At 63.7% G+C, this 24,591-nt stretch carries 29 protein-coding genes; 15 read left to right on the plus strand and 14 right to left on the minus strand.

From position 1 onward, the window contains the following. Positions 1–139: 139 nt before the first annotated feature. Both ACNJX8_RS29990 and ACNJX8_RS29995 read left to right on the plus strand, forming a co-directional pair. Positions 140–592, plus strand: a complete 453-nt coding sequence (locus ACNJX8_RS29990) for a hypothetical protein (RefSeq protein ID WP_439357687.1) — start codon at positions 140–142, stop codon at positions 590–592. Positions 593–679: 87 nt separating this feature from the next. Further along, positions 680–907, plus strand: coding sequence for a hypothetical protein (locus tag ACNJX8_RS29995; RefSeq protein WP_091892629.1), 228 nt, complete (start codon positions 680–682; stop codon positions 905–907). 65 nt (positions 908–972) lie between these two features. On the opposite strand, the gene ACNJX8_RS30000 is transcribed toward ACNJX8_RS29995, so the two are convergent. The 8 genes from ACNJX8_RS30000 to ACNJX8_RS30035 all read right to left on the minus strand — a co-directional run bounded on the left by ACNJX8_RS30000 (position 973) and on the right by ACNJX8_RS30035 (position 8,886). Beyond that, positions 973–1,791, minus strand: a complete 819-nt coding sequence (locus tag ACNJX8_RS30000; protein WP_439357688.1) for an aldo/keto reductase — start codon at positions 1,789–1,791, stop codon at positions 973–975. A gap of 264 nt (positions 1,792–2,055) precedes the next feature. Continuing rightward, positions 2,056–3,630 carry an alkaline phosphatase D family protein gene (locus ACNJX8_RS30005; RefSeq protein ID WP_439357689.1) on the minus strand — a complete coding sequence of 525 codons (1,575 nt, stop codon included), beginning with the start codon at positions 3,628–3,630 and terminating at the stop codon, positions 2,056–2,058. 113 nt (positions 3,631–3,743) lie between these two features. Further along, positions 3,744–4,163 carry a hypothetical protein gene (locus tag ACNJX8_RS30010; RefSeq protein ID WP_439357690.1) on the minus strand — a complete coding sequence of 140 codons (420 nt, stop codon included), beginning with the start codon at positions 4,161–4,163 and terminating at the stop codon, positions 3,744–3,746. 108 nt (positions 4,164–4,271) lie between these two features. Next, entirely contained in the window at positions 4,272–5,273 is a 1,002-nt protein-coding gene (locus ACNJX8_RS30015) for an NAD(P)H-dependent flavin oxidoreductase (protein ID WP_439357692.1), read from the minus strand. Positions 5,274–5,371: 98 nt separating this feature from the next. Next, a complete protein-coding gene (locus ACNJX8_RS30020) occupies positions 5,372–6,991 on the minus strand; it encodes a DHA2 family efflux MFS transporter permease subunit (RefSeq protein WP_439357693.1) in 1,620 nt (539 codons plus the stop codon). Continuing rightward, positions 6,988–8,142: an HlyD family secretion protein gene (locus tag ACNJX8_RS30025; RefSeq protein ID WP_439357694.1), complete on the minus strand. Its 1,155-nt coding sequence runs from the start codon at positions 8,140–8,142 to the stop codon at positions 6,988–6,990. The genes ACNJX8_RS30020 and ACNJX8_RS30025 overlap by 4 nt, the downstream gene beginning before the upstream one ends. Before the next feature lie 192 nt (positions 8,143–8,334). Then, positions 8,335–8,496, minus strand: coding sequence for a hypothetical protein (locus ACNJX8_RS30030; RefSeq protein WP_164934628.1), 162 nt, complete (start codon positions 8,494–8,496; stop codon positions 8,335–8,337). A 15-nt stretch (positions 8,497–8,511) separates the two neighbouring features. After that, positions 8,512–8,886, minus strand: coding sequence for a PRC-barrel domain-containing protein (locus ACNJX8_RS30035; protein ID WP_128935330.1), 375 nt, complete (start codon positions 8,884–8,886; stop codon positions 8,512–8,514). A 145-nt stretch (positions 8,887–9,031) separates the two neighbouring features. Here ACNJX8_RS30035 and ACNJX8_RS30040 point away from each other — a divergent pair, with 145 nt between their 5' ends. From ACNJX8_RS30040 to ACNJX8_RS30070, 7 genes are all read left to right on the plus strand, one after another. Continuing rightward, a complete protein-coding gene (locus ACNJX8_RS30040; RefSeq protein ID WP_439357695.1) occupies positions 9,032–9,388 on the plus strand; it encodes a thiamine pyrophosphate-binding protein in 357 nt (118 codons plus the stop codon). An 8-nt stretch (positions 9,389–9,396) separates the two neighbouring features. After that, the gene (locus ACNJX8_RS30045) at positions 9,397–9,624 is read left to right on the plus strand and encodes a hypothetical protein (RefSeq protein ID WP_439357696.1); all 228 of its coding nucleotides are present in this window, start codon (positions 9,397–9,399) and stop codon (positions 9,622–9,624) included. 88 nt (positions 9,625–9,712) lie between these two features. Beyond that, positions 9,713–10,264, plus strand: coding sequence for a DUF4142 domain-containing protein (locus ACNJX8_RS30050; protein WP_439357697.1), 552 nt, complete (start codon positions 9,713–9,715; stop codon positions 10,262–10,264). Positions 10,265–10,469: 205 nt separating this feature from the next. Further along, positions 10,470–11,360, plus strand: a complete 891-nt coding sequence (locus tag ACNJX8_RS30055) for an SDR family oxidoreductase (protein WP_439357698.1) — start codon at positions 10,470–10,472, stop codon at positions 11,358–11,360. 101 nt (positions 11,361–11,461) lie between these two features. Continuing rightward, the gene (locus ACNJX8_RS30060; RefSeq protein ID WP_439357699.1) at positions 11,462–12,049 is read left to right on the plus strand and encodes a phosphatase PAP2 family protein; all 588 of its coding nucleotides are present in this window, start codon (positions 11,462–11,464) and stop codon (positions 12,047–12,049) included. Further along, entirely contained in the window at positions 12,046–12,393 is a 348-nt protein-coding gene (locus tag ACNJX8_RS30065) for a DUF3147 family protein (RefSeq protein ID WP_128935336.1), read from the plus strand. Before ACNJX8_RS30060 ends, ACNJX8_RS30065 begins: the two co-directional genes overlap by 4 nt. Beyond that, the gene (locus ACNJX8_RS30070; RefSeq protein WP_439357700.1) at positions 12,393–12,878 is read left to right on the plus strand and encodes a hypothetical protein; all 486 of its coding nucleotides are present in this window, start codon (positions 12,393–12,395) and stop codon (positions 12,876–12,878) included. Before ACNJX8_RS30065 ends, ACNJX8_RS30070 begins: the two co-directional genes overlap by 1 nt. Positions 12,879–13,026: 148 nt before the next feature. Here ACNJX8_RS30070 and ACNJX8_RS30075 read toward each other — a convergent pair whose 3' ends face one another. Further along, the gene (locus ACNJX8_RS30075; protein ID WP_439357701.1) at positions 13,027–13,185 is read right to left on the minus strand and encodes a hypothetical protein; all 159 of its coding nucleotides are present in this window, start codon (positions 13,183–13,185) and stop codon (positions 13,027–13,029) included. A gap of 174 nt (positions 13,186–13,359) precedes the next feature. Between ACNJX8_RS30075 and ACNJX8_RS30080 the strand changes: the two genes are divergently transcribed. Next, positions 13,360–13,608 carry a hypothetical protein gene (locus tag ACNJX8_RS30080; RefSeq protein ID WP_164939091.1) on the plus strand — a complete coding sequence of 83 codons (249 nt, stop codon included), beginning with the start codon at positions 13,360–13,362 and terminating at the stop codon, positions 13,606–13,608. A gap of 141 nt (positions 13,609–13,749) precedes the next feature. Here the strand turns inward: ACNJX8_RS30080 and ACNJX8_RS30085 are convergent, their stop codons facing one another. From ACNJX8_RS30085 to ACNJX8_RS30095, 3 genes are all read right to left on the minus strand, one after another. Continuing rightward, a complete protein-coding gene (locus ACNJX8_RS30085) occupies positions 13,750–13,953 on the minus strand; it encodes a hypothetical protein (protein WP_439357702.1) in 204 nt (67 codons plus the stop codon). A gap of 80 nt (positions 13,954–14,033) precedes the next feature. Further along, complete coding sequence (locus tag ACNJX8_RS30090) at positions 14,034–14,165, minus strand: hypothetical protein (RefSeq protein WP_283806538.1); 132 nt, start codon at positions 14,163–14,165, stop codon at positions 14,034–14,036. 112 nt (positions 14,166–14,277) lie between these two features. Next, complete coding sequence (locus ACNJX8_RS30095) at positions 14,278–14,472, minus strand: hypothetical protein (protein WP_091892476.1); 195 nt, start codon at positions 14,470–14,472, stop codon at positions 14,278–14,280. 93 nt (positions 14,473–14,565) lie between these two features. Here ACNJX8_RS30095 and ACNJX8_RS30100 point away from each other — a divergent pair, with 93 nt between their 5' ends. Then, the gene (locus tag ACNJX8_RS30100; RefSeq protein WP_439357703.1) at positions 14,566–15,078 is read left to right on the plus strand and encodes a DUF4142 domain-containing protein; all 513 of its coding nucleotides are present in this window, start codon (positions 14,566–14,568) and stop codon (positions 15,076–15,078) included. Positions 15,079–15,081: 3 nt separating this feature from the next. On the opposite strand, the gene ACNJX8_RS30105 is transcribed toward ACNJX8_RS30100, so the two are convergent. Then, the gene (locus ACNJX8_RS30105; protein WP_439357704.1) at positions 15,082–15,375 is read right to left on the minus strand and encodes a hypothetical protein; all 294 of its coding nucleotides are present in this window, start codon (positions 15,373–15,375) and stop codon (positions 15,082–15,084) included. A 282-nt stretch (positions 15,376–15,657) separates the two neighbouring features. Here ACNJX8_RS30105 and ACNJX8_RS30110 point away from each other — a divergent pair, with 282 nt between their 5' ends. Both ACNJX8_RS30110 and ACNJX8_RS30115 read left to right on the plus strand, forming a co-directional pair. Further along, the gene (locus ACNJX8_RS30110; protein ID WP_439357705.1) at positions 15,658–21,954 is read left to right on the plus strand and encodes a HAMP domain-containing protein; all 6,297 of its coding nucleotides are present in this window, start codon (positions 15,658–15,660) and stop codon (positions 21,952–21,954) included. Positions 21,955–21,967: 13 nt separating this feature from the next. Then, entirely contained in the window at positions 21,968–23,458 is a 1,491-nt protein-coding gene (locus ACNJX8_RS30115) for an HWE histidine kinase domain-containing protein (protein ID WP_128943171.1), read from the plus strand. A gap of 97 nt (positions 23,459–23,555) precedes the next feature. Here ACNJX8_RS30115 and ACNJX8_RS30120 read toward each other — a convergent pair whose 3' ends face one another. Further along, a complete protein-coding gene (locus ACNJX8_RS30120) occupies positions 23,556–23,777 on the minus strand; it encodes a hypothetical protein (protein ID WP_128939543.1) in 222 nt (73 codons plus the stop codon). Positions 23,778–23,917: 140 nt separating this feature from the next. Here ACNJX8_RS30120 and ACNJX8_RS30125 point away from each other — a divergent pair, with 140 nt between their 5' ends. After that, a complete protein-coding gene (locus ACNJX8_RS30125; protein ID WP_091892489.1) occupies positions 23,918–24,175 on the plus strand; it encodes a hypothetical protein in 258 nt (85 codons plus the stop codon). Positions 24,176–24,268: 93 nt separating this feature from the next. Continuing rightward, a complete protein-coding gene (locus ACNJX8_RS30130; RefSeq protein ID WP_128939542.1) occupies positions 24,269–24,511 on the plus strand; it encodes a hypothetical protein in 243 nt (80 codons plus the stop codon). Positions 24,512–24,591: the final 80 nt, after the last annotated feature.

Raw genomic sequence — 24,591 nt, forward strand, 5'->3', positions numbered from 1 at the left:
CTTCGGGAAGCACATCCTACCCCGGAAACGGCCGGCCTCATTGACGCGGATCAAATTCGCGCGCGATCGGCAGCTGGCGTGGACGGCCGTGCGCGGGATGCTACACTTTGGAATTCTTCGAGGCGGGGCTTGCCAGGACATGACGGGTTGTTTGAGCCGCTGGATCGCGGCTGCGCTGCTGTGGGTCGCACTCGCGTCCGCGACGCGTGCCGAGACGCTTGCGGCGACAGTTGGACAATGGGGCCTGCTCGGCTCTTGGGCGGTCGACTGCGCGGTTCGGCCCGACCGCGACAAGCGCGCGCTCTTGACCTACGAGATCAGGAAGGACGGCCGGGTGATGTACGGGCGCAACTTCGGCGACGCCAGGGACGAGAACGAGGTCGTCTCCGCCACGGTCAATGCCGAGGGCCTGCTCAATGTGATGGTGTTCTTCCCCTCGCTGCATCAGACGCGCGAATTTGGACTCCTCTTGCAGAAGGATGGCAGCCTGCGCGCGATCTACAATCGCAGCGAGCGCGGCGAGTACACGATCAGGGACGGCAAATACGTCGCGACCGGCGCGCAGACACCGGCGCAGCAACGCTGCGATTAACAGCCGTTCAGAATTCTCCCGCAGTTCCTCCGGAACGTTCGCGTGCACGCGCGGTTTAGATGTGCATTCGATTGGAGGAGAGACATCATGAAGAGGCTTGGTTATGTGGTTGCGGCTCTCGGCGCGCTGGTGATCGCGGCGCCGACGCTGGCGAGCGCCGAGACGGTGGTGATCAAACGCGGTCATCATCACGGCCCGTACGGCGCACGCGCCGAATATCGCATGCACCATGACTACGGCTGGCATCGCGGCTGGCACCATCGCGGCGACAAGGTCGTCGTGATCAAGCGCAGTCATCGCCACCACTGGGACTGATGCGCAACGCAGCGTGGAGATGGCCCCTTACGGGGCCATCTCTTTGCGTTCGAAAGCACTCGGGGCTAATCCCACGCTGGCGCGAAGCCGGGATTAACGCAGCGCCTGTCCTTCGGCAGCGCGGCGATCTTGTTGCGGTCGGCGTCGTCGAGCGTGATCTTCAGGGCATCGAGATTGGCCTTTTGGCTCTCGCGCCGCGAGGCCTTCGGAATCGCCGCGACGCCGTTCTGATCGAGCAGCCATTTCAGCGCGACCTGCGCAGCGGTCGCATTGTGCTTGATCCCGATCTCGCTCAGCACCGGATCTGTTGCGAAGCGCCCCTGCGCCAGCGGGCAATAGGCGACGAGCGGGATCGACTTGGCGTTGAGATAGGCCAGCACCTTCGATTGATCGAGCATGGCATGATATTCGATCTGGTTGCAGGCGATCGGCGCCTTGATGTCCTCGACGGCGATCTTGAGCAGCGCTGTGGTAAAGTTCGCAACGCCGATCGCCCGTGTGCGTCCCTCCTCCCTCAGCTTCATCAGGGTCTCGAACACCGCGCCCCAATTGGCGGCTCTCGACGGCCAGTGCACGAGATAGAGATCGACATGGTCGAGCCTGAGCTTGTTCAGGCTGGCGTCGAAAGCGCGACGGATCGCCTCCGGCGCCAGATTCTCGTGCCAGACTTTTGTGGTGACGTGCAGCTCGCCGCGCGGCACGCGGGAAGCGGCGATGGCCGAACCGATCGACTCTTCGTTGGCATACATCTCAGCGGTGTCGATGTGGCGGTAGCCGATCGACAGCGCGCTCTCGACCGCGGCGCGGCAGACGTCGCCCTGCATGCGGAAGGTGCCGAGGCCGAGCTTAGGCATGCTGATGCCCTGTGTATTCAGATGCTCCATGAACAGGCTCCTGACGTCATTCATCCCGCCGGACGCGCGGTGACAGACTCTTCGGTGATGGAAAGGAAGTGGTGGGAGTGGCCACCATAGCGCGGGCGGCGCCGGGCGGCCAAGCAAGATCGGGTTAGCTTTGGGGCGCACGATGCTTCCCCATCGTCATGGCCGGGCTTGACCCGGCCATCCACGCCTTGCCCCGCGGCACAAAGAACGTGGATGCGCGGGACAAGCCCGGGCATGACGATCAGGGCTCAGTGCGGTCGTCCCTCACGAATGCTGCGCCACCACAGCCGGTCGGGCCGGCGGCCGCGGCACGATATCGACCGACCAAAGGTCACGGTTGTCGACGTCCTTCAGGGTCACGGTCATCACGCCGCTGCGGCCGTCGATGTCGACCCGGCCGAAGAACTGCAGGCCGAAGCAGGGAGCGAGATTCTCGCCCTGCGCCGCGCTGCAGCCGTTCTGGTACATAGCGACCGGACCAAACGTATCATCGAGCTCGCCCGGCCCCCAGGTGCCGGCATGCAGCGGGCCGGAGACGAACTCCCAGAACGGATCGAAATCCTGGAATTGCGCCTTGTTCGGATCGTAGTAGTGCGCGGCGGTGTAGTGCATGTCGGCGGTGAGCCAGACGATATTGCGGATTCCAGCGCGCTTCATGAACGCCAGCAGATCGGCAATCTCGTGCTCGCGCCGGTCGGGCGGCCCATTGCCGAGCGCAACGGCGTCGAGGCTGATCAGGCCGATCGGCAAATCGGCCGCGATCACCTTCCAGGTTGCGCGCGAGGCGGCGAGCTCGCGCTTGAGCCAGGCGAGTTGCTCAGCGCCGAGAATCCAGCCGCGATCGTCGTTTCCTTTGTTCCAGGTCTCATCGCGATAGCTGCGCATGTCGATCATGAAGACGTCGAGCAGAGGGCCGTAAGCGATCTTGCGATAGACCCGGCCCCGTTGCGCGCCGATGTCGCGGATCGGCATGAAGTCGAAGAAGGCGCGGCGGGCGCGCGCGACCAGGAGCGGCGTGCCGTCGTCCTCATAACCGGCGGCGTCGTAGCTGCCGGTCGGCGACCAGTCGTTGGTGACCTCATGATCGTCCCATTGCGCGAACATCGGCACCTCCGCATGGAAGGCGCGGAAGTGTTCGTCGAGGTGGCTGTATTTGTAATTGCCGCGGAATTGCGCCAGCGTGTGCGCGACCTCGGATTTTTCCTCGGTGACGATGTTGCGCCAAATTTCGCCGTTCGGCAGCTTCTGCTCGGAGGGAATGGTGCAGTCGGCGTAGATGTGGTCGCCGGAGTGGATAAAGAAATCCGGGCGGTTGTCGAGCATGGTGCGATAGCTGCGATATCCGCCGCGCGAGACATCGATGCCCCAGCCCTGTCCCGCGGTATCGCCGGACCACAGGAACGAGATCGACCGGCCCGCGATCGGTGCTGTGCGGAAATGGCCGATGCGGCTCTCGCCGGCGATACCGGTCGCAATATCGTCGAAGCGCACGCGATAGAAGATGTCCTGCCCGGGCGGCAGATCGTTCAGCAGCAGCTTTGCAGTGAAGTCGGCATCGGGCAGCGCATCTCGCGAAGCCGACGCAATGATCGTCTTAAAACTCTCGACGGTCGAGCATTCCACCTGCATCCGCGCCGGCCGGTCGGCGCGCGCCCAGATCACGGCGGCGCCGTCAGAGACATCGCCGGACTGGATGCCGCTCGTGATCTGCGGACGATCGGCGGCGCGGCTGAGATGCGGCTTTGCGAGCGTCCCAAGCGAGGCGATGGCGAGGCTGGAGGTCGAGCGAACCAAAAATTGCCGCCGGGTCCATGCCCGCGCGGCGCGGAGCGTTGCCATTCAGGAAACCTTCGTCGAATCGCGACGGAAGGTGCCTGCGCTCCTTGACTTCCAGCTTACGGTTTCTTGACTGCGCGCCTACGGTTTTGCGACGCAGGGATGACGCCTATGAGCTAGCGCTTCCAGTTGCAGATGCCGCCGGAGCGGCACGGCCAGGTCTGGATGCGCGTGTCCCTTGCCTGCGCGTCCAGCGGATTGCCGTGACGACGTGAGAGTTTGGTGCGCGCCGCACCGCGCGGCTGGGCGCTCCGGGCATGGCCGACCTTGGGCTCGGCCACGTGCACGCGTTCAGCGGCAACCTTCCTCGGCACGTCAATCGGCTCGGCGCGCGCCTGCGCCTCGTTGCCGCCGCGTGCCTCCAAAGCGACCGGCGCGAATTTCGTCTCCGGACCGAGCCGCTTGGGCGATAGCACAGCCTTGGACAGATCGAGACCGAGATATTCGTCAGGCTTGTAGTCGTCAGCGCGCGCGATGCCCGCCCCTCCGAGCACGAGGGCCACGGCAATTGCAAAGGGAACGCTTTTCAGGACCACGGACGCCTCCTGAAATCGATTATGAAAGGGGCAATTTACCCGTATTTAGGAGGCGTCGCGCGCAATTCCAGCGGCCAATTGCCGCCGTGGTTAAGAAGTTTGGCGATGTCAGGCGACCTTTCGCGTCGTCCCTGTCCCATCCAGGAACCCGATCAGGCGGCTGCGGATGATGGTTTCCGCCTCGCTCATGATGCGGTCGACGAGTTCCTTGCAGGAGGGAATGTCGTGGATGAGGCCTGCGACCATGCCGCAGCTCCAGGCGCCCGCGTCCATCTGACCATCCAGCATGATCCTGGGATAGACACCCGCGACCTGGTCGTGAATGTCGTCGATCGTGAGCTTGGCGCCCTTCTCGCGCTCGATCTCGAGCAGACGGTCGACATTGGCGTTCTTCAGGACGCGCTCGGTATTGCGCAGCGCCCGCATGATCAGGCGGGTGTCGAGCTCGGTGGCGGCGACCAGCGCATTCTTGACGTTCTGATGCACCGGCGCTTCCTTGGTGGCGATGAAGCGCGTGCCCATGTTCATGCCGGCTGCGCCCAGCGACAACGCCGCGACGAGGCTGCGCCCGTCGGCCATGCCGCCGGAGGCGACGAACGGGATCTTCAATTCTTCCGCAGCGCGCGGCAGCAGGATCATGTTGGGAATGTCGTCCTCGCCGGGATGGCCGCCGCATTCAAACCCGTCGACGCTGACGGCGTTGCAGCCGATCCGCTCTGCTTTCAGCGAGTGGCGGACTGAAGTGCACTTATGGATGACCTTGATGCCGGCCGCCTTCAGCGCCGGCATGTATGCTTCCGGGCTGCGGCCCGCGGTCTCAACCGCCTTGATTCCACCTTCGATGATGGCCGCGATGTATTCCGGATAAGGCGGCGCCGAGAAGGTCGGCAGGAAGGTGAGATTCACGCCGAACGGCTTGTCCGTCATGTCGCGGCAGCGCGCGATCTCCTTGGCCAGCAGCTCGGGCGTCTTCTGCGTCAGCCCGGTGATGATGCCAAGCCCGCCGGCATTGGAGACGGCGGCAGCCAGCTCGGCAAAGCCGACGAAATGCATGCCGCCCTGGATGATCGGGTGCTCGATGCCGAACAGTTCGGTGATCGCGGTCTTCACTTAGTTTCTCCTCCCGGAATTTTGCCTGGTGTCAGGTTCAGTCTAGCCGCAGTCTCGTGCCACGGTCACCATTTCTCTCCGGACGGGTGGAGGGCGCGTCAGTGCCCCCGCGCCGGCGCGCTCAAATCGATCGGGCGCAGCACCGCCGCCGTGGGAATCATCAGTACAGCGACGATCGCGAGCATCCAGAACACGTCGATATAGGCGAGCAGATCGACCTGCTGCTGCAAGGTGCGGCCGACCCAGGCGATCGCCTGTGACGCCGCATCGCTCGCATTCGAGCCCTGGGCCTGGAAGTAGCGCGTCATCGCGTCGATGGTCTGCTGGTAGCCGAGATCCGAGGGCGCAGCGTGCTCGATCAGACGGCTCTGATGGAATTGCTGGCGCTGAGCCAGGAGCGTCTGCGCCAGCGCAACCCCCATCGAGCCGCCGATATTGCGCGCGACATTGATTAGGGCGGAGGCCTGGTTGGTCTTCTCGGGTGGCAAGCCGTCATAGGATGCCGTCGTCACCGGAAGGAACAGGAACGGAAGAGCGACCGCGAGATAGATTCGCGCCAGCGCGGCATAGCCGTAGGTGATCTCCCCGGTAAGCCCGGTCAGATGCCACATGGAAAGTGCGGCAGTCGCAGCGCCGAACATGATGAGATATTTGGGCTGCACGATCGTGACTAGTCGTCCCGCCACCGGCATCAACATCATCGTCACGACGCCGCTCGGCGACAGCACCAATCCTGCAAGCATGGCGGTATAGCCCAGCTCCGTCTGCAAAAGCTGCGGCAATAGCTGCGTCGTTGAGATCAGCACCGCGAATGTGCCGAGCATGACCAGGAAGCAGGACCCGAACTGGCGCCTGCCGATCAGGCGGATGTCGACGATCGGATCATCCCGCATCAACTCCCATGGGATCAATGCGAGCAGGCAGAAGGCGGCAAGAAGTGCAAAGAACAGGATCATGTTCGATCCGAACCAATCATTGCGCTGACCTTCGTCAAGCACGAATTCGAGCGCGCCGAGCCCGATCGCGACCAGCAGGAAGCCGATGTAGTCGACGCGCAGGCCTCTGCTCAGCAGCTCCGCCCTCTCCTCTTCCGCGCCCGACGGCTCCTTGACCAGCGTGCCGACCAGGAACAGCGAGATCAGACCCATCGGCACGTTGATCAGGAACACCCAATGCCAGGAATAGGTGTCGGTGATCCAGCCGCCGAGCGTCGGGCCGATCACTGGGGCGACCACGACGGCGACGCCATAGATGGCGAAGGCCTGGCCGCGTTTTTGCGGCGGAAACGAATCGGCAAGGATCGCCTGCTCGCTGGTCGCCATGCCGCCGCCGCCGAGGCCTTGAAGGATGCGAAACAGCACCAGCGACTGCAAACTCCAGGCAGATCCGCACAACAGCGAGGCCACCGAGAAAGTCGCGACGCAGATCATGTAGAAGCGCTTGCGTCCCATCACGGTCGATAGCCAGCCCGAGATCGACAGCACGACGGCGTTGGCGACGAGATAGCTGGTGATGACGTAGGTGCTCTCGTCGATGCCGACCGCGAGCCCGCCGGCGATGTGGCGCAATGCGACGTTGGCGATGGTGGTGTCAAGCACCTCCATGAAAGTCGCGATCGAGACCACGAAGGCAATCAGATAGGGATTGTGCCCGCCCGCCGCTGAACGCTCCGGCGACCAGCCGCCGGCGGACGCGCCGCCTTGCGTGACGTCCGTCATCGCACCCTGGTCCAGGGCACGACCGACATGCCGGGACCAACAGGCAGATCGGGCGGCCAATTGTCGATCACGATCTTCACCGGCACGCGCTGTACCACCTTGACGTAGTTGCCGGTGGCATTCTCCGCCGGCAGCAGGCTGAACGCGGTGCCCGAGCCCGGCTGCACCGAATCGACGTGGCCGGTCAGCTTGCGGCCGGGATAGGCATCGATGCGGATCTCCACCGGCTGACCCGGACGCATGTCGTTGAGCTGCGTCTCCTTGTAATTGGCGACGATCCAGACCTCGTCGGGCACGAACATCATCAGGCTCTGGCCGGCGGTGACGAATGTGCCCTTGGCGCCGCTCAGCTTGACGACGCGGCCGGACTGCGCGGCAACGACGCTGGTATATTGCAGGTTCAGCTTGGCCTGATCGAGCTGCGTTTGCGATTGCTCCAGCTGCGCCTTGGCGCCTTCGAGCTGCGCTTGCAGCGATTTGATGCCGAGTTGTGCCGCCGTGACTGCGGTCCTCGCGCGCTCTGTGTTGGCTTGCTGGGCTTGAAGATCGGAACGGGTCTGCTGCTGGCGCTGCACGGTGCCGGCGCCCTTCTCGACCAGATCCTGCGCCCGCGCAAATTCTTCCTGCGAGAACTGGAGCTGGGCTTGCGCCTGCTCGAGCTGAGCCTGGGCCTGCTTGATCTGCTCCTCCTGCGAAACGATCTGCGCCTCGACATTGTCGATGTTCGCCTTGGAGACCGCGACCTGCGCGTTGGCCTGGTCGACCGCGATCCGGTAGTCGCGCTCGTCGATCTTGGCGAGCAGATCTCCTGCATTGACGTGCTGGTTATCCGTGACCGGAACGTCAGTCACGTAGCCACCCACCTTCGAAGCCACGGAAAAGCTGCGCGCGGCGACGAAAGCGTCGTCGGTGGATTCGTAATGGCGGATCTCAAGCCAATAAAGCAGACCGCCGACCAGCGCCGCGATCAGCAAAATGGCGCCGCCAGTTGTGAGCAGCCAATGCTCGCGAAGCCGCGCGCGCAACGGCGGCGCCGGCTTGTCCGGCTGGTCTTTGACGTCGCGGGCTTGATCAGGATTCGTGGTCGGAGCTTCCTTCGCCCTCTGCGGCTGCTCCGCGGACGGCCCACGCTCCCGGGTTTGAGCATCCACGCTGAACACCTTTTCTCGGGACTACCGGCCGCGAGCCGATTGAGCCGAGCTCGCGCGCCGGGAGCCCAACCACAGCGCAGAAGCATGGTTCCGTCTTGCTGGAACGCCGCTGCCATTCGTGAACACGGTGCAGCAAAAAAGCGCGGCGCTGGCGTGCCACGCTTCGATGGTCTTACGGGAAAATGCGCACCACTAGTGCGTCTTGGTCTCGTGCCACTTCTCGAGATCGGGCTTTACTTCTTTGTTCGAGACCTGTTCTTTCTCCGGATTGCCCTTCCAGGGCTTGTCCGTCTGTCTGTGCGAGCCCCAGTCGTTCCGATCCCGGGGATCGTCGGTGGGCCGTTCCTTGCTCATCGCATCGTCCTTTTGCTACACGAAGGGGACGCCGTAATAGGCATTGATACCGCGTACAGCAGCGTCATCGCTCCAGTTCCACTCGGTCTTTTCGCCGTATTTTGGAGCGCTTTCCAGATCCTTCGCGGTAATTGCGGTAACATAGCCGCCAAGCTCGGTGTCGTATTTCAGCGACTGCCAGGGCAATGGGTAGTGATCATTGCCGAGGCCGAGAAATCCGCCGAAGCCAAGCACTGCGTAAGAGACCTTGCCAGTGATCTTGTCGATCATCACGCGTTCGATTGAACCGATCCTGTTTCGATCGGCCCCGTAGACCGATGTTCCCTCGACCTTGTCGCTCCCGATCAGGCGGCCCATCTCGTTCCGGTCCAGTTCGCCCTGATTCAGCATCGTAATTCTCCACTCAGCCATTTGTGAATCAACCGCGAGGGGTCAGCGATCGTTCCGGCGCGTGTGTTCCGCAAGCGCCAGGGAACATCGCCTTAGGCAACAGGTTCTGAGGCTAACTGGGTTCGAACCTGGAGAGCCACGCGCAATGTCTCAGACCGTCTCCGACTTCATCGTTCGGCGCCTGCATCAATGGGGCGTGCGCCAAATCTTCGGTTATCCCGGAGACGGCATCAACGGCGTGTTCGGCGCGATGAGCCGGGCCGAAAGCAAGATGAATTTCGTGCAGGCGCGGCACGAGGAGATGGCGGCGCTGGCGAGCGATATGCCTGTCGTGCTGGAAGTGAAAACCGATCCCGAGGTGCCGCCGCTGCCGCCGCACATCACCTTGCAGCAGGCGAAGAACTTCTCGCTTGCTCTGATGAAGGGCGATCCGAACGAGAGCGGGATGATCAAGGGAGCTGCGCGGCAGGTGCTCGAATCGATTCTGGCCGGAAAGCAATGAGGTGAACCATGAGTGACTTCCGCGACATCCAGCACGGCGTCAACGACCCCGTCGACGGCGTCGACGTGAAGTGGCGTTTCAACGACAACCGGACGCCGCATGAGCGGGCACAGCGTCATGCCGACGTGCGTGCCGACGCCACCGCCGCACCGGCCGAGGCGTTTCTGCCCGAGCGGCTTCGACGCAAGCCGACCGATCCCATCAATCCGCGCACGGGGCGCCATCCAACGGACTAGTCCGCTAGGAACCTCGGCCCTTGCGGCGTGTTGATCGGCGCAACATGGCGCGGCAAGTGGCTGCGCAACCAATTAGAGGGATCGGACCATGAAACGAACCATTGTCGCCGTTGCTTGCGTGCTTCTTGCAGGCCCCGCATTGGCCCAATCGCTGGGCGAGAAGACCGGCGTCAATTCGGCGCTCGGCGTCGCGCCAACGACCGCCGACTTCGTCAAGGAGGTCGCCATCAGCGACATGTTCGAGATCGAGTCGAGCAAGCTCGCCGAGCAGAAGGGCAATGCGCAGAAGAAATCCTTCGCCCAGCAGATGGTGACCGATCACACCAAGACCAGCGGCGAGCTGAAGGGACTGGTTGGCAACGGCAAGGTCCAGGCGACGCTGCCGACGGCGCTCGACAGCTCGCACCAAAGCAAGCTCGACAAGCTCAAGAGCGCAACCGGTAAGGACTTCAGCTCGGACTACAATTCCTACCAGGTCAGCGCCCATCAGGACGCCGTCTCCCTGTTCGACCGCTATGCCAAGGGCGGCGATAATGCCGCACTGAAGGATTGGGCCGGCAAGACGCTGCCGGCGCTCAAGCACCATCTCGACATGGCCAAGGAGCTCGGTAAGGCGCCGAGCGTCGGTCAGTCCAAGTAGGTCTCGACCGGGGACGCCGACTCTGCCGGCGTCCTCCTCGTCTCAGCAACGATGCCCTTCTCCGCACGTTGGATCACAGAATCGCGGAGATCCTCATGGCGCAGCAAGACACGACCTCGATATCCCGCCGGCACGTCGTCCACGCCGCGAGCCAACATTCGCGGCGGCTTCGCTGGCCGCCTCGACGGCTAAAGGAGATACGTCCATGGCTGAGCACGACCTGATCAATCCCGTCAGCCGCTATCCGAAGCCGCCGTTCAAGAAGCAGGCGCAGCCCTGGCCGGGCCTTGCCAGCAAGATGGAGCCGCGGCCGGATCATGGCGAGACCAGCTACAAGGGCTCCGGCCGGCTCGCCGGCCGCAAGGCATTGATCACCGGCGGCGATTCCGGCATGGGCCGCGCCGCCGCGATCGCCTATGCGCGCGAAGGCGCCGATGTCGCCATCAACTATCTGCCGGCGGAAGAGCCCGATGCGCAGGAAGTGATCGCGCTGATCAGGAAGGAAGGGCGCACCGGGCTCGCGATCCCCGGCGATCTCAAGGACGAGGCCTTCTGCAAGCAGCTGGTCGAGCAGGCCGTGCAAGGCCTCGGTGGGCTCGATATCATCGTCAACAACGCAGCGCGGCAGCAGACGCGCGCCTCCATCCTCGACGTCTCGTCGGAGGACTTCGACGCCACCATGAAAACGAACGTCTACGCGCCGTTCTGGATCATCAAGGCAGCGCTGCCGCATCTCAAGCCGGGCTCCTGCATCATCGGCACGACCTCCGAGCAGGCTTACGATCCCTCGCCGGATCTCTATGATTATGCGCAGACCAAGGCGGCGACGATGAACTATGTGAAGTCACTGGCCAAGCAGCTCGCCTCCAAGGGCATCCGCGTCAATGGCGTCGCGCCCGGACCGATCTGGACGCCGCTCCAGGTCTCCGGCGGCGCCACGATGGAGAAGCTGGAAAAGTTCGGCGGCATGACACCGCTCGGTCGTCCCGGCCAGCCGGTCGAGCTGGCATCGATCTACGTGCAGCTTGCCGCGGCTGACGCAAGCTATGCAACCGGGCAAGTGTATGGCTCCGCCGGCGGAGCCGGACAGCCATAGTCGCGGCGCGGCGGGCTGATACCACGCGATTGAAACTGAGGAACCTTCTTTGTCTCCGAGTTTTACAAAACTGACATGGAGGACTTCTCGCCGGCGGACTGATGGCGCTCGTAGCAATCAAACCCACCCGGATCGACGCGGCGATCGCGAACGAGATCGCGCACAACACCACTTCGGGACTCGAGCATGTCGCCCAGACATTGACCTGGGGTGCCGACGAGCATGTGCTCGTCGCGCTCGCCACGGCAGGATGGCTCTACACCCGGCTACAGCAACCGCAGAAGCGTCGCATCGCCGATCACTTGCTGATGGTATCGCTGGCGACGGCCGTGCTGCCGCATGCTCTGAAATCCTTGTTTGATCAGACGAGGCCGGACCGTCTGACGGTTAGCGGCCACCGGCGCGGGATTCCCTATTCGGGGCGCCCGCGGGATGCGTTTCCCTCAGGTCACGCCGTGCACATGGGCGCCCTCGCCTCGGCCGCCGGCCTGTTGCCGCCGGTCCCGCGCCGCTTGGTGCGCTGCCTTGCCGTGGCCTTGTCGTTGACGCGCGTCGTGGTGCTTGCACATTGGGCCAGCGACGTGGTGGCGGGCTTCACCCTTGGCATCGTCGTCGAGCGATTATTCAGGCCGTTCACGCTGGCAAAGTCACGGCAGCAGCGGCCTCCAGCCTCGCGGGGACGGCCATGACGGAATATCTCGTGCGCTTCGTCGCCGGCGGCCTGATCGTCTCCGCGTTCGCGATCGTCGGCGACATGCTGCGGCCGAAGAGCTTTGCCGGGCTTCTCGGTGCGGCGCCGTCGGTCGCACTCGCCACGCTTGGCATCGCAGTCGTTCAGCACGGCCCGCAATATGCCGCGGCGGATAGCTGGACCATGATCTATGGCGCGGTCGCCCTCGGCTGCTACAGCCTCGCCGTCTGCCACCTCCTGATGAGATTTCGTCTTGCCACGCTGCCGGCCACCATTCTCGCATTTGCGGTTTGGCTCGTGGTCGCCTTCGGGTTGCTTGCCGGGTTCGGAGGCGCCGCCTGATGCTGGTCAAGCTGTCATCATCCGCGCTGAAGCAGACGCATTGGTATGAGTACGCGGCGCGTTTCGTGCTGGGCGGCCTCGCGACGGTAGCGGCGGGCCTGATCGGCAGCCATTTTGGCGTTGCGATCGGCGGACTCTTTCTCGCGCTTCCCGCCATCCTCTGCGCCAGCGCGACGTTGATCGAGCGCCATGAACGCCGCGCCAAGGAAAAAGCCGGCCTCAGCGGGCGAAGACGCGGGCAGCAGGCTGCAGCGTTGGACGCGGCGGGCGCCGGCCTCGGAAGTATTGGCCTCGCAGCGTTCGCAGCGGTCTTCTACGTCGTGGTGTCGGCGAGCATCACCGGGGCATTCGCCGCCGCCATTCTGGCTTGGGCCATGGTGTCCGTGTCGGCATGGTGGCTGAGGCGGAAGCTTCGCGTCACCTCGGGCCGCCGGCAGCCCGAACGCGGGGCGCGATCAGCGAGGGGTTGGAGTTTCTTGCCGTAGCATCAGGAAATCGTACATCTCGGCGGCAGTCTGGAGCTGTTCGAGACGTGCAACAACGCAATCGCGTTGCCGCCCGTCCGGCAGCCTCGCCATCTCGTGCTCGAGCCGCACCCTCTGCGCCTCGAGCCGTTGCTCAAATGTGTGTGGTTCAGAACGTCTTCGCATTTTCCGTCCTCGGTGGCTGCAGGCCCGGGCTGTTCGCCCAGCGCTCCACCTCCTCGATCACCTTCTGATGGCTGGGGCGCACGGGCTTCGATGCTTCTGCCTCTTCGGAAAGCTTGCGGGGCAACCTGACGTCCTCTGTCATGGCCTCTCTCCCTTCGCATGGGAAATGCGCCAGCACACGACTGGTTTCAATATTAACTTATTGATTTTATTTGCTATTCTTACTCATTTGGTGATTATTTCGACTCTTGTGGAACTCCCGCCAAATTCGTCGATTGAGTAAACTACTCAACTTGCTCAATTTGCGTGTTTGACCATGAACGACCTTCGCGCCGAGCGCCTTCAGGTTATGCTCTCGCCACAAGAATTGGCCGCCATCGATGATTTCCGGTTCAAACACCGCATGCCGACACGGGCGGCAGCTGTCCGCGAACTCCTCAAGTTCGGGCTCGCCGCCGTGGGCGTCGATGCGGCAGCCGGCGTGAAGTCGAGCAGCTTCGGCGTATTTGGCCGCGGACCTGACGGACATACTCAGGGCGATCCCGACGGCGGGACCGAGAACTAAGCCATAGGACGCTCCACAAACAAACGACCCTGGCACGGGGGTGCCAGGGCCGTCCTTGGAGATTGCTTCCGGCGCACCGGGGGCATGACAACCGGAAGCAATCCGTCGACTCTTCGCGCGGGAATTCGTTCCTCGTAAGCGCTAACCCGTAGCGTCGCTCGAACCGTCCGGCATCGCGCCGGAGCCTGGCGTCTTACTATCATCGCTCAGCTTGGGATCGCGTGTCGCCTCCCGCGACGGCGAACCTTTAGGATCCGTCCTGTGCACGGACTGCGCACGCCGCTTGTCGCGCGGCTGCTCCTCCGCCCGCTTGTCCTTGACGATGCCGTGATCGGAATGGGCCATGATCTGCTCTCGCCTCTCTTGATGTTTCGCAGCGGTTACGCGCTGGCACGTCGATTGTTCCGGGCGAGAGCACCCCGACGCTAGCTGTGTGCCGCATGGACCGCAGCCGATGCATTTTCCAGATGCACCTGCCGTACCGTCGTTACCGTTGCGAAGGCGACCGAAACGCCAAAAGCGAGAATCAGTGAAAGAAGGGCCAGACGTGGAGTCATTGCGAAACCTCCTTCTGGAATCGAAAATCAACGCGATCGACTGTTCACGGATGATCCTGGATTGGTCTCTTGCATTCCGTGCGCGGTCTCACACACGGCTTCACGAGGACGACTATCTGTCCTGTTTCTGAGGGATATGGATCGTCACGGGCGGGATTTCTCCATCGAGCCAATCCTGTTCCGTCGCAAGCGCCGTCCAGGCGTCCGCCATGCGCGAATAGCGCCTGTAAGCGGGTTTCCCTTCCGCGCGCTCAGCGAGCTGAAGACAGTTGTCGGCGTTGTCTCTGAAAATGTCAGACTGTTTCATGCGAAAGACGTGGGGACGGAACTCTCGGGTCGCAATGCCCTTACCGGATCGTAACGTTCGGGGAACTTTGCACGTCATCCGTCATTGATACCGATGCGAGTTCTCGTCGCCATAGTCCTGGTGTTCATCAGCACCGCGGCCCCTGCCGACAGCACTGGCGAGCGAAACCTTGGCGACCGCATGCCGAGCGCAACCGACGTCATCGGCGGCCTCTACGCTTTCAGCCGCTTCCAACAAGGTCTGCTGGAGAGTACCGACCTGAAGGGCAACACGGAGGTCAAGAACCTTGCTGCGCTGCGGGCTGAAGAAGCAGCCAAGCGCGACAAGGCGCTGAAACAGATTCAAGAGACGATCGGTGCTGAGCCCCGCGTCAGCAAGGCGGCGTCGGCAAGCGCGAGCCTCATCGAACCCGAAACTTCGGACGGACCGACTTACGTCAGAAGCTTTTATGCCTCGCAGATTCCCGAATATGAAGCGGCTATCAACTTGCTTGAACGCTATCTGAAGGCGCCCGACAATGCTGCGCTTGCGGCGTTCGCGCGCGAGCAGCTCCCGATGCTGCGTGCGCAGGTCAAGGCTGCCGAGCGCACCATGGCGGACAAGTAGCCTTTACTTGTCATTCGGATGATGCTGCTGACTCTGCGGCCGCACGGTCCGGTCGCTCTCAGGCATTCTGTCCCGGCCTGCATCGCCATTGTCATCCTTGCCGCCCGAGGTCGAGGTGCCGCTGCCGCTCGGGTTCGATCGGGTCGCCGTTCCCGTGGTGGACGGATCCGCGCGAGGCGTGGCCGAGCTCGCGGCGGGATCGCCGGTCACGGCCCCCCGGCCACTGGGCGCCCCGCCCTGTGCGAAGGCCGATCCGGCAAGCAACATGACGACGATCGCGGCCAATCCAGCTTTCATCTGCGCTCTCCCTGTTCTTTGCGGGCTAACCGCAGGGCTCCTGCTGCGTTCCGCGAGGAGTGGTCCGCGAGGCACCGACCAATGGGGGCCGCCGAGGCCAAATTCTTTGGAACTTGCGTGGAACCAGGCCGATCGTTCGCGGTTAGTAGAACCGGGCTGAGCAAAGCAGGTTCCATTTCCCTGCGCCGCAACCTTGGCGCTTGATTTCGAATTTGGCTGACGCTCTATTTTGACCAAACGCGTCTTGCCTGGGATTCGGCCGACGCCTGCGGGGGAATCAGTATGAGCGACCTCGATCCCGGCACTGCATCACGCTCCGGTCGTCGCGTCCCAAAGCCAAAACCCAACGGTACGTTGGAGCAGGATTCCCGGGCGGAATTGCTGCTTGCCTTGCAGGCAATGCGTAGCGGCGATTTCTCCGTGCGGATGAGTGGCGACTATCTCGGCATCGACGGCAAGATCGCCGACACTTTTAACGAAATCATCGCGGCCAACCAGCGCATGGCGCAGCAGCTCGAGCTGGTCGGCCAGGTGGTGGGCCGCGAGGGCAAGACCCGCCAGCGCGTGAAGTTCGGCCTCGCCTCGGGCTCCTGGGCCGACATGGAAGGGTCCGTCAACACGCTGATCGACGACCTGTTGTGGCCGACCCGCGAAGTGACGCGTGCAGTCGCGGCGGTGGCGCAAGGCGACCTGCTCCAGACCGTCAAGCTCGACGTCGACGGCCGCCCCCTGCGCGGCGAGTTTTTGCAATCGGCGACCATCGTCAACACCATGATCAAGCAGCTCGGCGTGTTCACCTCCGAGGTGACGCGCGTGGCGCGCGAGGTCGGCACCGAAGGCAAGCTCGGCGGCCAGGCCCAGGTGCCCGAGGTGACCGGCGTCTGGAAGGACCTCACCGAGAGCGTCAACTCGATGGCGAACAACCTGACCAACCAGGTTCGCAACATCGCCGAGGTGACGATCGCGGTCGCCAATGGCGACCTGTCGAAGAAGATCACCGTCGACGTCCGCGGCGAGATCCTCCAGCTCAAGGAAGCCATCAACACGATGGTCGACCAGCTCCGCTCCTTCGCCTCCGAAGTGACGCGCGTGGCGCGCGAGGTCGGCACCGACGGCAAGCTCGGCGGCCAGGCGATCGTGCCCGGCGTCGCCGGCACCTGGAAGGACCTCACCGACAGCGTCAATGCGATGTGCGGCAACCTGACCGCACAGGTGCGCAACATCGCCAACGTGACCACCGCCGTGGCGCGCGGCGACCTCTCGCGCAAGATCACCGTGGACGTGCGCGGCGAAATCCTGGAGCTGAAGGACACCATCAACACCATGGTGGACCAGCTCAACTCGTTCGCTTCGGAAGTGACGCGCGTGGCGCGCGAGGTCGGTACCGAAGGCAAGCTCGGCGGCCAGGCCCAGGTGCCCGGCGTCGCCGGCACCTGGAAGGACCTCACCGACAACGTCAACTTCATGGCGTCGAACCTGACCGCGCAGGTCCGCAACATCGCCGACGTCGCCACTGCGATCGCCAGCGGCGACCTCTCGAAGAAGATCACCGTCAACGTCTCGGGCGAGATCCTTCAGCTGAAGGAAACGCTCAACACCATGGTCGACCAGCTCAACGCCTTCGCCGGCGAAGTGACGCGCGTCGCCCGCGAGGTCGGCACCGAGGGGCGGCTCGGCGGTCAGGCCAACGTGCTCGGCGTCGCCGGCACCTGGAAGGACCTGACCGAGAGCGTCAACTCGATGGCCTCGAACCTGACCGCGCAGGTCCGCAACATCGCGGAGGTGACGACGGCGGTCGCCGGCGGCGACCTGTCGAAGAAGATCACCGTGGACGTGCGCGGCGAGATCCTGGAGCTGAAGGACACCATCAACACCATGGTGGACCAGCTCAACGCCTTCGCCGGTGAAGTCACGCGCGTCGCGCGCGAGGTCGGCACCGAAGGCAAGCTGGGCGGCCAGGCCGTCGTGCGCGGCGTCGGCGGCACCTGGAAGGACCTCACCGACAGCGTCAATTCGATGGCCTCGAACCTGACCGGACAGGTCCGCAACATCGCCGAAGTCGCGACCGCGGTGGCGAAGGGCGATTTGTCGAAGAAGATCACGGTGAACGTCTCGGGCGAAATCCTTCAGCTGAAGGAAACGCTCAATACCATGGTGGACCAGCTCAACGCCTTCGCCGGCGAGGTGACGCGCGTGGCGCGCGAGGTCGGCACCGACGGCAAGCTCGGCGGCCAGGCCGGCGTGCCCGGCGTCGCCGGCACCTGGAAGGATCTGACCGATTCCGTGAACTCGATGGCGGGCAATTTGACCGCCCAGGTGCGCAACATCGCCGAAGTCGCGACCGCGATCGCCGGCGGTGACCTCTCGCGCAAGATCACCGTCGACGTGCGCGGCGAGATCCTCCAGCTCAAGGACACCCTGAACACGATGGTCGATCAGCTCAACCGCTTTGCGGGCGAGGTGACGCGCGTCGCGCGCGAGGTCGGCACCGAAGGCCGCCTCGGTGGTCAAGCCAACGTGCCCGGCGTCGCCGGCACCTGGAAGGATCTCACCGACAGCGTGAACTCGATGGCGGGCAACCTCACGGCCCAGGTTCGCAACATCGCCGAAGTCACCACCGCGGTGGCGCGTGGCGACTTGTCCCGCAAGATCACGGTGGACGTGAAGGGCGAAATCCTCGAGCTGAAGAACACCATCAACACCATGGTGGACCAGCTCAATGGCTTTGCCGGCGAAGTCACGCGCGTCGCCCGCGAGGTCGGCACCGAAGGCAAGCTCGGCGGTCAGGCCGAAGTGCCCGGCGTCGCCGGCACCTGGAAGGACCTCACCGACAACGTCAACTTCATGGCCTCCAACCTGACGGCCCAGGTCCGCAACATCGCCGAGGTGGCGACCGCGATCGCCGGCGGCGACCTCTCGAAGAAGATCACGGTGGACGTGCGCGGCGAAATTCTTCTCTTGAAGGACACGCTGAACACCATGGTCGAGCAGCTCCGCTCCTTCGCCGCCGAGGTCACGCGCGTGGCGCGCGAGGTCGGCACCGAGGGCCGGCTCGGCGGTCAGGCCGTCGTGCCCGGCGTCGGCGGCACCTGGAAGGACCTCACCGACAACGTCAACCTGCTCGCCGCGAACCTCACCACGCAGGTCCGCAACATCGCCGAAGTCACCACCGCGGTGGCGCGTGGCGACTTGTCCCGCAAGATCACGGTCGACGTGAAGGGCGAAATCCTCGAGCTGAAGAACACCATCAACACCATGGTGGACCAGCTCAACGCCTTCGCCGGCGAAGTCACGCGCGTCGCGCGCGAGGTCGGCACCGAAGGCAAGCTCGGCGGACAGGCGCAGGTGCCTGGCGTTGCCGGCACCTGGAAGGACCTCACCGATACCGTGAACCTCATGGCCGCGAACCTGACCGAGCAGGTGCGCGGCATCGTCAAGGTCGTGACTGCGGTCGCCAACGGCGACCTCAAGCAGAACCTGACGATGAAATCGCGCGGTGAGGTCGCAGCCCTCGCCGACACCATCAACAACATGACCGAGACGCTCGCGACCTTCGCCGATCAGGTGACGTCGGTGGCGCGCGAGGTCGGCGTCGAGGGCCGCCTCGGCGGCCAGGCCAACGTGCCCGGCGCCGCCGGCACCTGGAAGGACCTCACCGGCAACGTCAATCTGCTCGCGGCCAACCTGACCTCGCAGGTGCGTGCGATCGCGGAAGTCGCGACCGCCGTGACCAAAGGCGACCTGACGCGGTCGATCCAGGTCGATGCCCGCGGCGAAGTCGCGGAGCTGAAAGACAACATCAACACGATGATCACGAATCTCCGTCTGACGACGGACGTGAACACGGAGCAGGACTGGCTGAAGACCAACCTCGCGAAATTCACCAACATGCTCCAGGGCCAGCGCGATCTCACGACTGTCGGCCGGCTGCTGCTCACCGAATTGTCGCCGCTGGTGAACGCGCATACCGGCGTGATCTACCAGGTCGAGAACGAGGACAATTCTCAGCTCCTGCTGCTGGCGTCCTACGCCAGCGACGGTATCTATCCCTATCAGCGCGTGCTTCAGTTCGGCGAAGGCCTGATCGGCCAATGCGCCCTCGACAAGCGGCCGCGCCTGGTCGCCGACATTCCATCCGACGTGGTGCCGATCAACTCGGCACTGCTCCGCGTCGCACCGAAGAACCTCGTGGTGCTGCCGGTGCTGTTCGAGGGCCAGGTCAAGGCCGTGATCGAGCTTGCTTCGCTGATATCGTTCACGACGTCGCAGATGACGTTCCTGGAGCAGCTCACCGACTCCATCGGCATCGTGCTCAACTCGATCGAGGCGACGATGCAGACCGAAGGCCTGCTCAAGCAATCGCAGCAGCTCGCCGGCGAGCTCCAGACCCAGCAGCGCGAATTGCAGCAGACCAACGACCAGCTCGAACAGAAGGCGCAGCAGCTCGCCGAGCGCAACGTCGAGGTCGAGCGCAAGAACCAGGAAATCGAGCAGGCCCGCCGTGCGCTGGAGGAAAAAGCGACCGAGCTCGCACTGACCTCGAAATACAAGTCTGAATTCCTCGCCAATATGAGCCACGAGCTGCGCACGCCGCTGAATTCGATCCTGATCCTCGGGCAGCAGCTCACCGACAATCCGGACGGTAACCTCTCCGCCAAGCAGGTCGAATTCGCCCGCACCATCCATGGCGCCGGCACCGACCTGCTCAATCTCATCAGCGACATTCTCGATCTCTCCAAGATCGAGTCCGGCACGGTGACGGTCGATGCCGAGGAAATCCTGACCGCGAACCTGCTCGAGACCGTCGGCCGGCCGTTCCGGCACGAGGCGGACAACCGCAATCTGGCGTTCAAGATCGACATCGATCCGAACCTTCCGCGCAGTATCGTGACCGATTCCAAGCGCCTGCAACAGGTGCTGAAGAACCTGCTCTCCAACGCCTTCAAGTTCACCGCCGAAGGCGAGGTGCGGCTGAAGGTCGCCGGTGCGGTCGGCGGCTGGGGGACGGATCACCCGGTGCTGAACTCCGCGCCGGCCGTGATCGCGTTCGAAGTGACCGATACCGGCATCGGGATTCCCCTGGAGAAGCAGAAGCTGATCTTCGAGGCGTTCCAGCAGGCGGACGCCGGCACCAGCCGTAAATATGGCGGCACGGGCCTCGGGCTTGCGATCAGCCGCGAGCTCGCAAGCCTGCTCGGCGGCGAAATCCACCTGCGCAGCTCGCCGGGCAAGGGCTCGTCATTCACGCTTTACCTGCCGTTGAAATATTCCGGCCCGACGCTCGCGCCGCGCGCGGCGCCTGCGCCACAGCAGTACAGCCAGCCGCCGGCACTGCAGTCGGCCGCGCCCGACCAGCAGCGCGTCATCGAGCAGCTTCCCGATGACCGGCTCAACCTCGAGCCCGGCGACACCATCCTCCTTATTGTGGAGGACGATCCGCACTATGCGCGCGTGCTCGTCGATCTTGCCCGCGACAAGGGCTTCAAGGTCCTGGTTGCGGCCCGCGGCGCCGAAGCGCTGGAGCTCGCCAAGCAGTACCAGCCGACGGCCGTCTCTCTCGACGTGTTCCTGCCGGACATGCTGGGCTGGACCGTGCTGAGCCAACTCAAGCACAATCCTCTGACCCGCCATATTCCCGTGCAGATCATCACGCTCGACGAGGACCGCCAGCACGCGTTGGCGCGCGGTGCGTTCTCCTTCGTCAACAAGCCGACAACGACGGAAGGCGTCTCCGCCGCGCTGACGCAGATCAAGGAATATGCGCGGCCGCGGCGCAAGCGACTCCTGATCGTCGAGGACAACGAGGCCGAGCAACTCTCGATCCGCGAGCTGCTGCATCACGACGACATCGAGATCGTGACGACGGATACCGGTGCCGGCGCGCTCTCGACACTGCGTCAATCCCCTTGCGATTGCGTGGTGCTCGACCTGCGGCTGCCCGACATGAGTGGCTTCGAGGTGCTCGACGAGATCCGCAACGACGAGGCGCTGTCGAACGTCCCGGTCGTGGTGTTCACGGGCCGCGAGCTTTCGGCGGAAGAGGATGCGGAACTCCACACCATGGCGCGCAGCATCGTGGTCAAGGGAGTGGAATCGCCAGAGCGCCTGCTCGACGAGACCGCGCTGTTCCTGCACCGTGTCATCACGGAACTACCGATCGAGAAGCAGCGCATGTTGGAGAAGCTGAACAGTTCCGACGAGGACCTGATCGGCAAGACGGCCCTGCTCGTCGACGACGACGCCCGGAACATCTTCGCGCTGTCGAGCGTGCTGGAACGGCGCGGCATGAAGGTGCTGACGGCCACGACCGGCAGCGAGGCGGTCGCGCTTGTCGAATCCAATCCGGAAATCGCCATCGTGCTGATGGACATCATGATGCCGCAGATGGATGGCTATCAGACCATGGGTGTGATCCGCGAGAACCCGGCCTTCGCGCGGCTACCGATCATCGCGCTGACCGCCAAGGCGATGAAGGGCGACCGTGAAAAATGCCTGGAAGCCGGCGCGTCCGACTACCTCGCCAAGCCCGTCAACACCGATCAATTGCTGCTTGCGATCCGCATGTGGCTGCACCGCTGAGTTGGATCCGCGAATGGACCAAGAGAAGGTCAACATCCTGCTCGTCGACGACCAGCCAGCCAAGCTGCTGGCCTATGAGGTGATCCTGAAGGATCTCGGCGAGAACCTCGTGATCGCCTCGTCTGGACGCGAAGCGCTGGAGGTTCTGCTCAAGACCGAGATCGCGGTCATCCTGGTGGACGTCTGCATGCCCGAACTCGACGGCTTCGAACTCGCCGCGATGATCCGCGAGCATCCGCGCTTCCAGAAGACCGCGATGATCTTCATCTCGGCCATTCAGGTGAGCGATATCGACCGGTTGCGTGGCTACGAGATGGGCGCAGTCGACTACGTTCCGGTGCCCGTCGTGCCGGAGGTGCTGCGCGCCAAGATCAAGGTGTTCTCCGAACTCTATCGCAAGACCCGCGAGCTCGAACGACTGAACCAGGAGCTCGAGGACCGCGTCCGCGCACGCACCGCCGAGCTGGAAAACTCCACCGCCAAGCTTCGCGAAAGCGAGCAGCGGCGCAGCATGGCGATCGCCGCCGGCAAGATGGGCTCCTGGGATTGGGACTGGATCACCGGCGACTGGATGTGGGACGAGGGGCAATATCGCATCTTTGGGGTCAGCCCGGAGAGCTTCGAGGTCAACCCGGCCAACGTTCAGGCGCTGTTGCATCCCGATGATGTCGATCAGTTGCGCAAGGCGATCTCCGAGTTCAACAAGGGCGCACGCGCCTACGAAACGGAATTCCGCATCGTGCGGCCCGACGGTGATGTGCGCTGGTGCGTCGGCACCGCGGCGGCAACGGTTGACGAGAGTGGTCGCGTGGTTCGTGTCAGCGGCGTCACCGTCGACATCACCGAACGCAAGCGTGCCGAGGAGCGGCAGAATCTCCTTGCGCGGGAAGTCGATCATCGCGCCAAGAATGCGCTGGCGCTGGCGCAATCGATCGTGCGCCTTACCCGCGCCGACGAGGTCAAGGCCTACGTCAATGCCGTCGAGGGGCGCATCAATGCGCTCGCGCGCGTACACACGATCCTGTCGCTGTCGAGTTGGCAGGGCGCCGAGCTCTCCAAGCTGATCGACGAGGAGCTTGCGCCCTATTCGCTAGGCGGCCAGATCAAGCTTGCCGGGCCCGAGGTTCAGTTGCTGCCGGCGACCGCCCAGACGCTGGCGCTGGCGCTGCACGAGCTCTTCACCAATTCGGCCAAGTATGGCGCACTGTCGACGCGATCCGGTCGGCTCATGATCGGTTGGCAGACCGAGGACGACCGCCTCACACTGACCTGGGAGGAATCCGGCGGCCCGCTGGTCAGGACGCCGAAATCCCGCGGCTTCGGCACGCGGAGTCTGCTTGCAAGCGTCGAGTCCCAGCTTGGCGGACAGGCGCAATTCGATTGGCGCGCCGAGGGCTTGTTGTGCCGCCTGGAGGTGCCGTTGACACGCAAACCGGTGGCGACGACGGCACCCGGCAAATTCGATGCCGCCGCCGCGGCCGAATTGCAGCGCGCATCCGGTTAGAGCGTTTTGCAGCGAAGTGGTGACCGGTTCGCGTCAAGAAAACGCGTCAAGCGAAGAATCGAGAGCTACCGTTCCGATTCAATCGGAACGGAAAGCTCTAGCCGGACGCCGCGCTCGTCATGCGCTGCTCCGTCCGGGGATCGCGCGCGACGCGTCCTTCGAGCCAAGCCTCCGTTCGAGCGAGATCGCGTAGCGCCTTCGCATAGTGGCGAGCCGCGCTTCGTTCCGCGCCGCGCGGGAGCTTGCGCGCCTTGCGCAGGATGTCCGCGGCCGCGTTGCGATAGGCCAGCGAGCGGTACAGAAAGACTACCTTGCCCATATCGATATTCCCGTGTTGACGGCGCTCATCTTCGCAAGCCGGGCATGAACGTCGGATGAAGCAGACGATGACAATCCCTTCATCCTGATGGAACCAATGGCGATCGCGCGCGTTTGCCTGCCAGATCGGGACATAGTTCCATGCGCGCGAAAAAGTCGTCGAACCTGATCTCTCCCACCGGCCTTATCAAGCTGATGACACATGCGATGATGGGTGCAGCCCTCGGCCTCGCCTTCAGCCTCGCACTCATTCTGACCAATCCAGCCGTCGCCAACCTGCTGAGCCATGGCGGAAGCCAAGCCGCTATTGTCTTCGCTCTCACGCTGGTGACGACTTTCGCGATCGGCGCGACGCTCACCGGCATCGTGTTCATCCTCGAAGAGAACAAGCAATCTTGAAGCGTTGCGACGCGTGGAGAAGTTTTGTTGGGAACTCCTGCGAGGAACGGCCGTTGGCCTCCTGCGTCAATTTAACCCAGGGAGTTCCCCCATATGAAGACAGTCAAGCTCGTCCTCACCGCAATGTTGGCAACGGGCCTCGCCGCCGCGCCGTTCGCCGTGCAGGCGAAGTCGCACAAGGCCAAACATGGATCCTCGATGTCATCGTCGCAGACCACGGGCGCGAATACCAAGTCCTCCAAGGGTGCCGATCCCTCCGGTCAAGGCGGCTCTGGCCCCGGCTCCGACCAGGGCGGCACGATGACGAACAAGGGCGGCATGAGCAACACCAAGTGAGCTCTGGCTGGCACGGTGAGAGTCCCGCGTTCAGCGCGGGGCTCTTCACTCGAGGACGACGACGATTCATCTTGCCCTCT

The sequence above is a fragment of the Bradyrhizobium sp. SPXBL-04 genome (assembly GCF_051853035.1).
Taxonomy (GTDB): domain Bacteria; phylum Pseudomonadota; class Alphaproteobacteria; order Rhizobiales; family Xanthobacteraceae; genus Bradyrhizobium; species Bradyrhizobium zhanjiangense.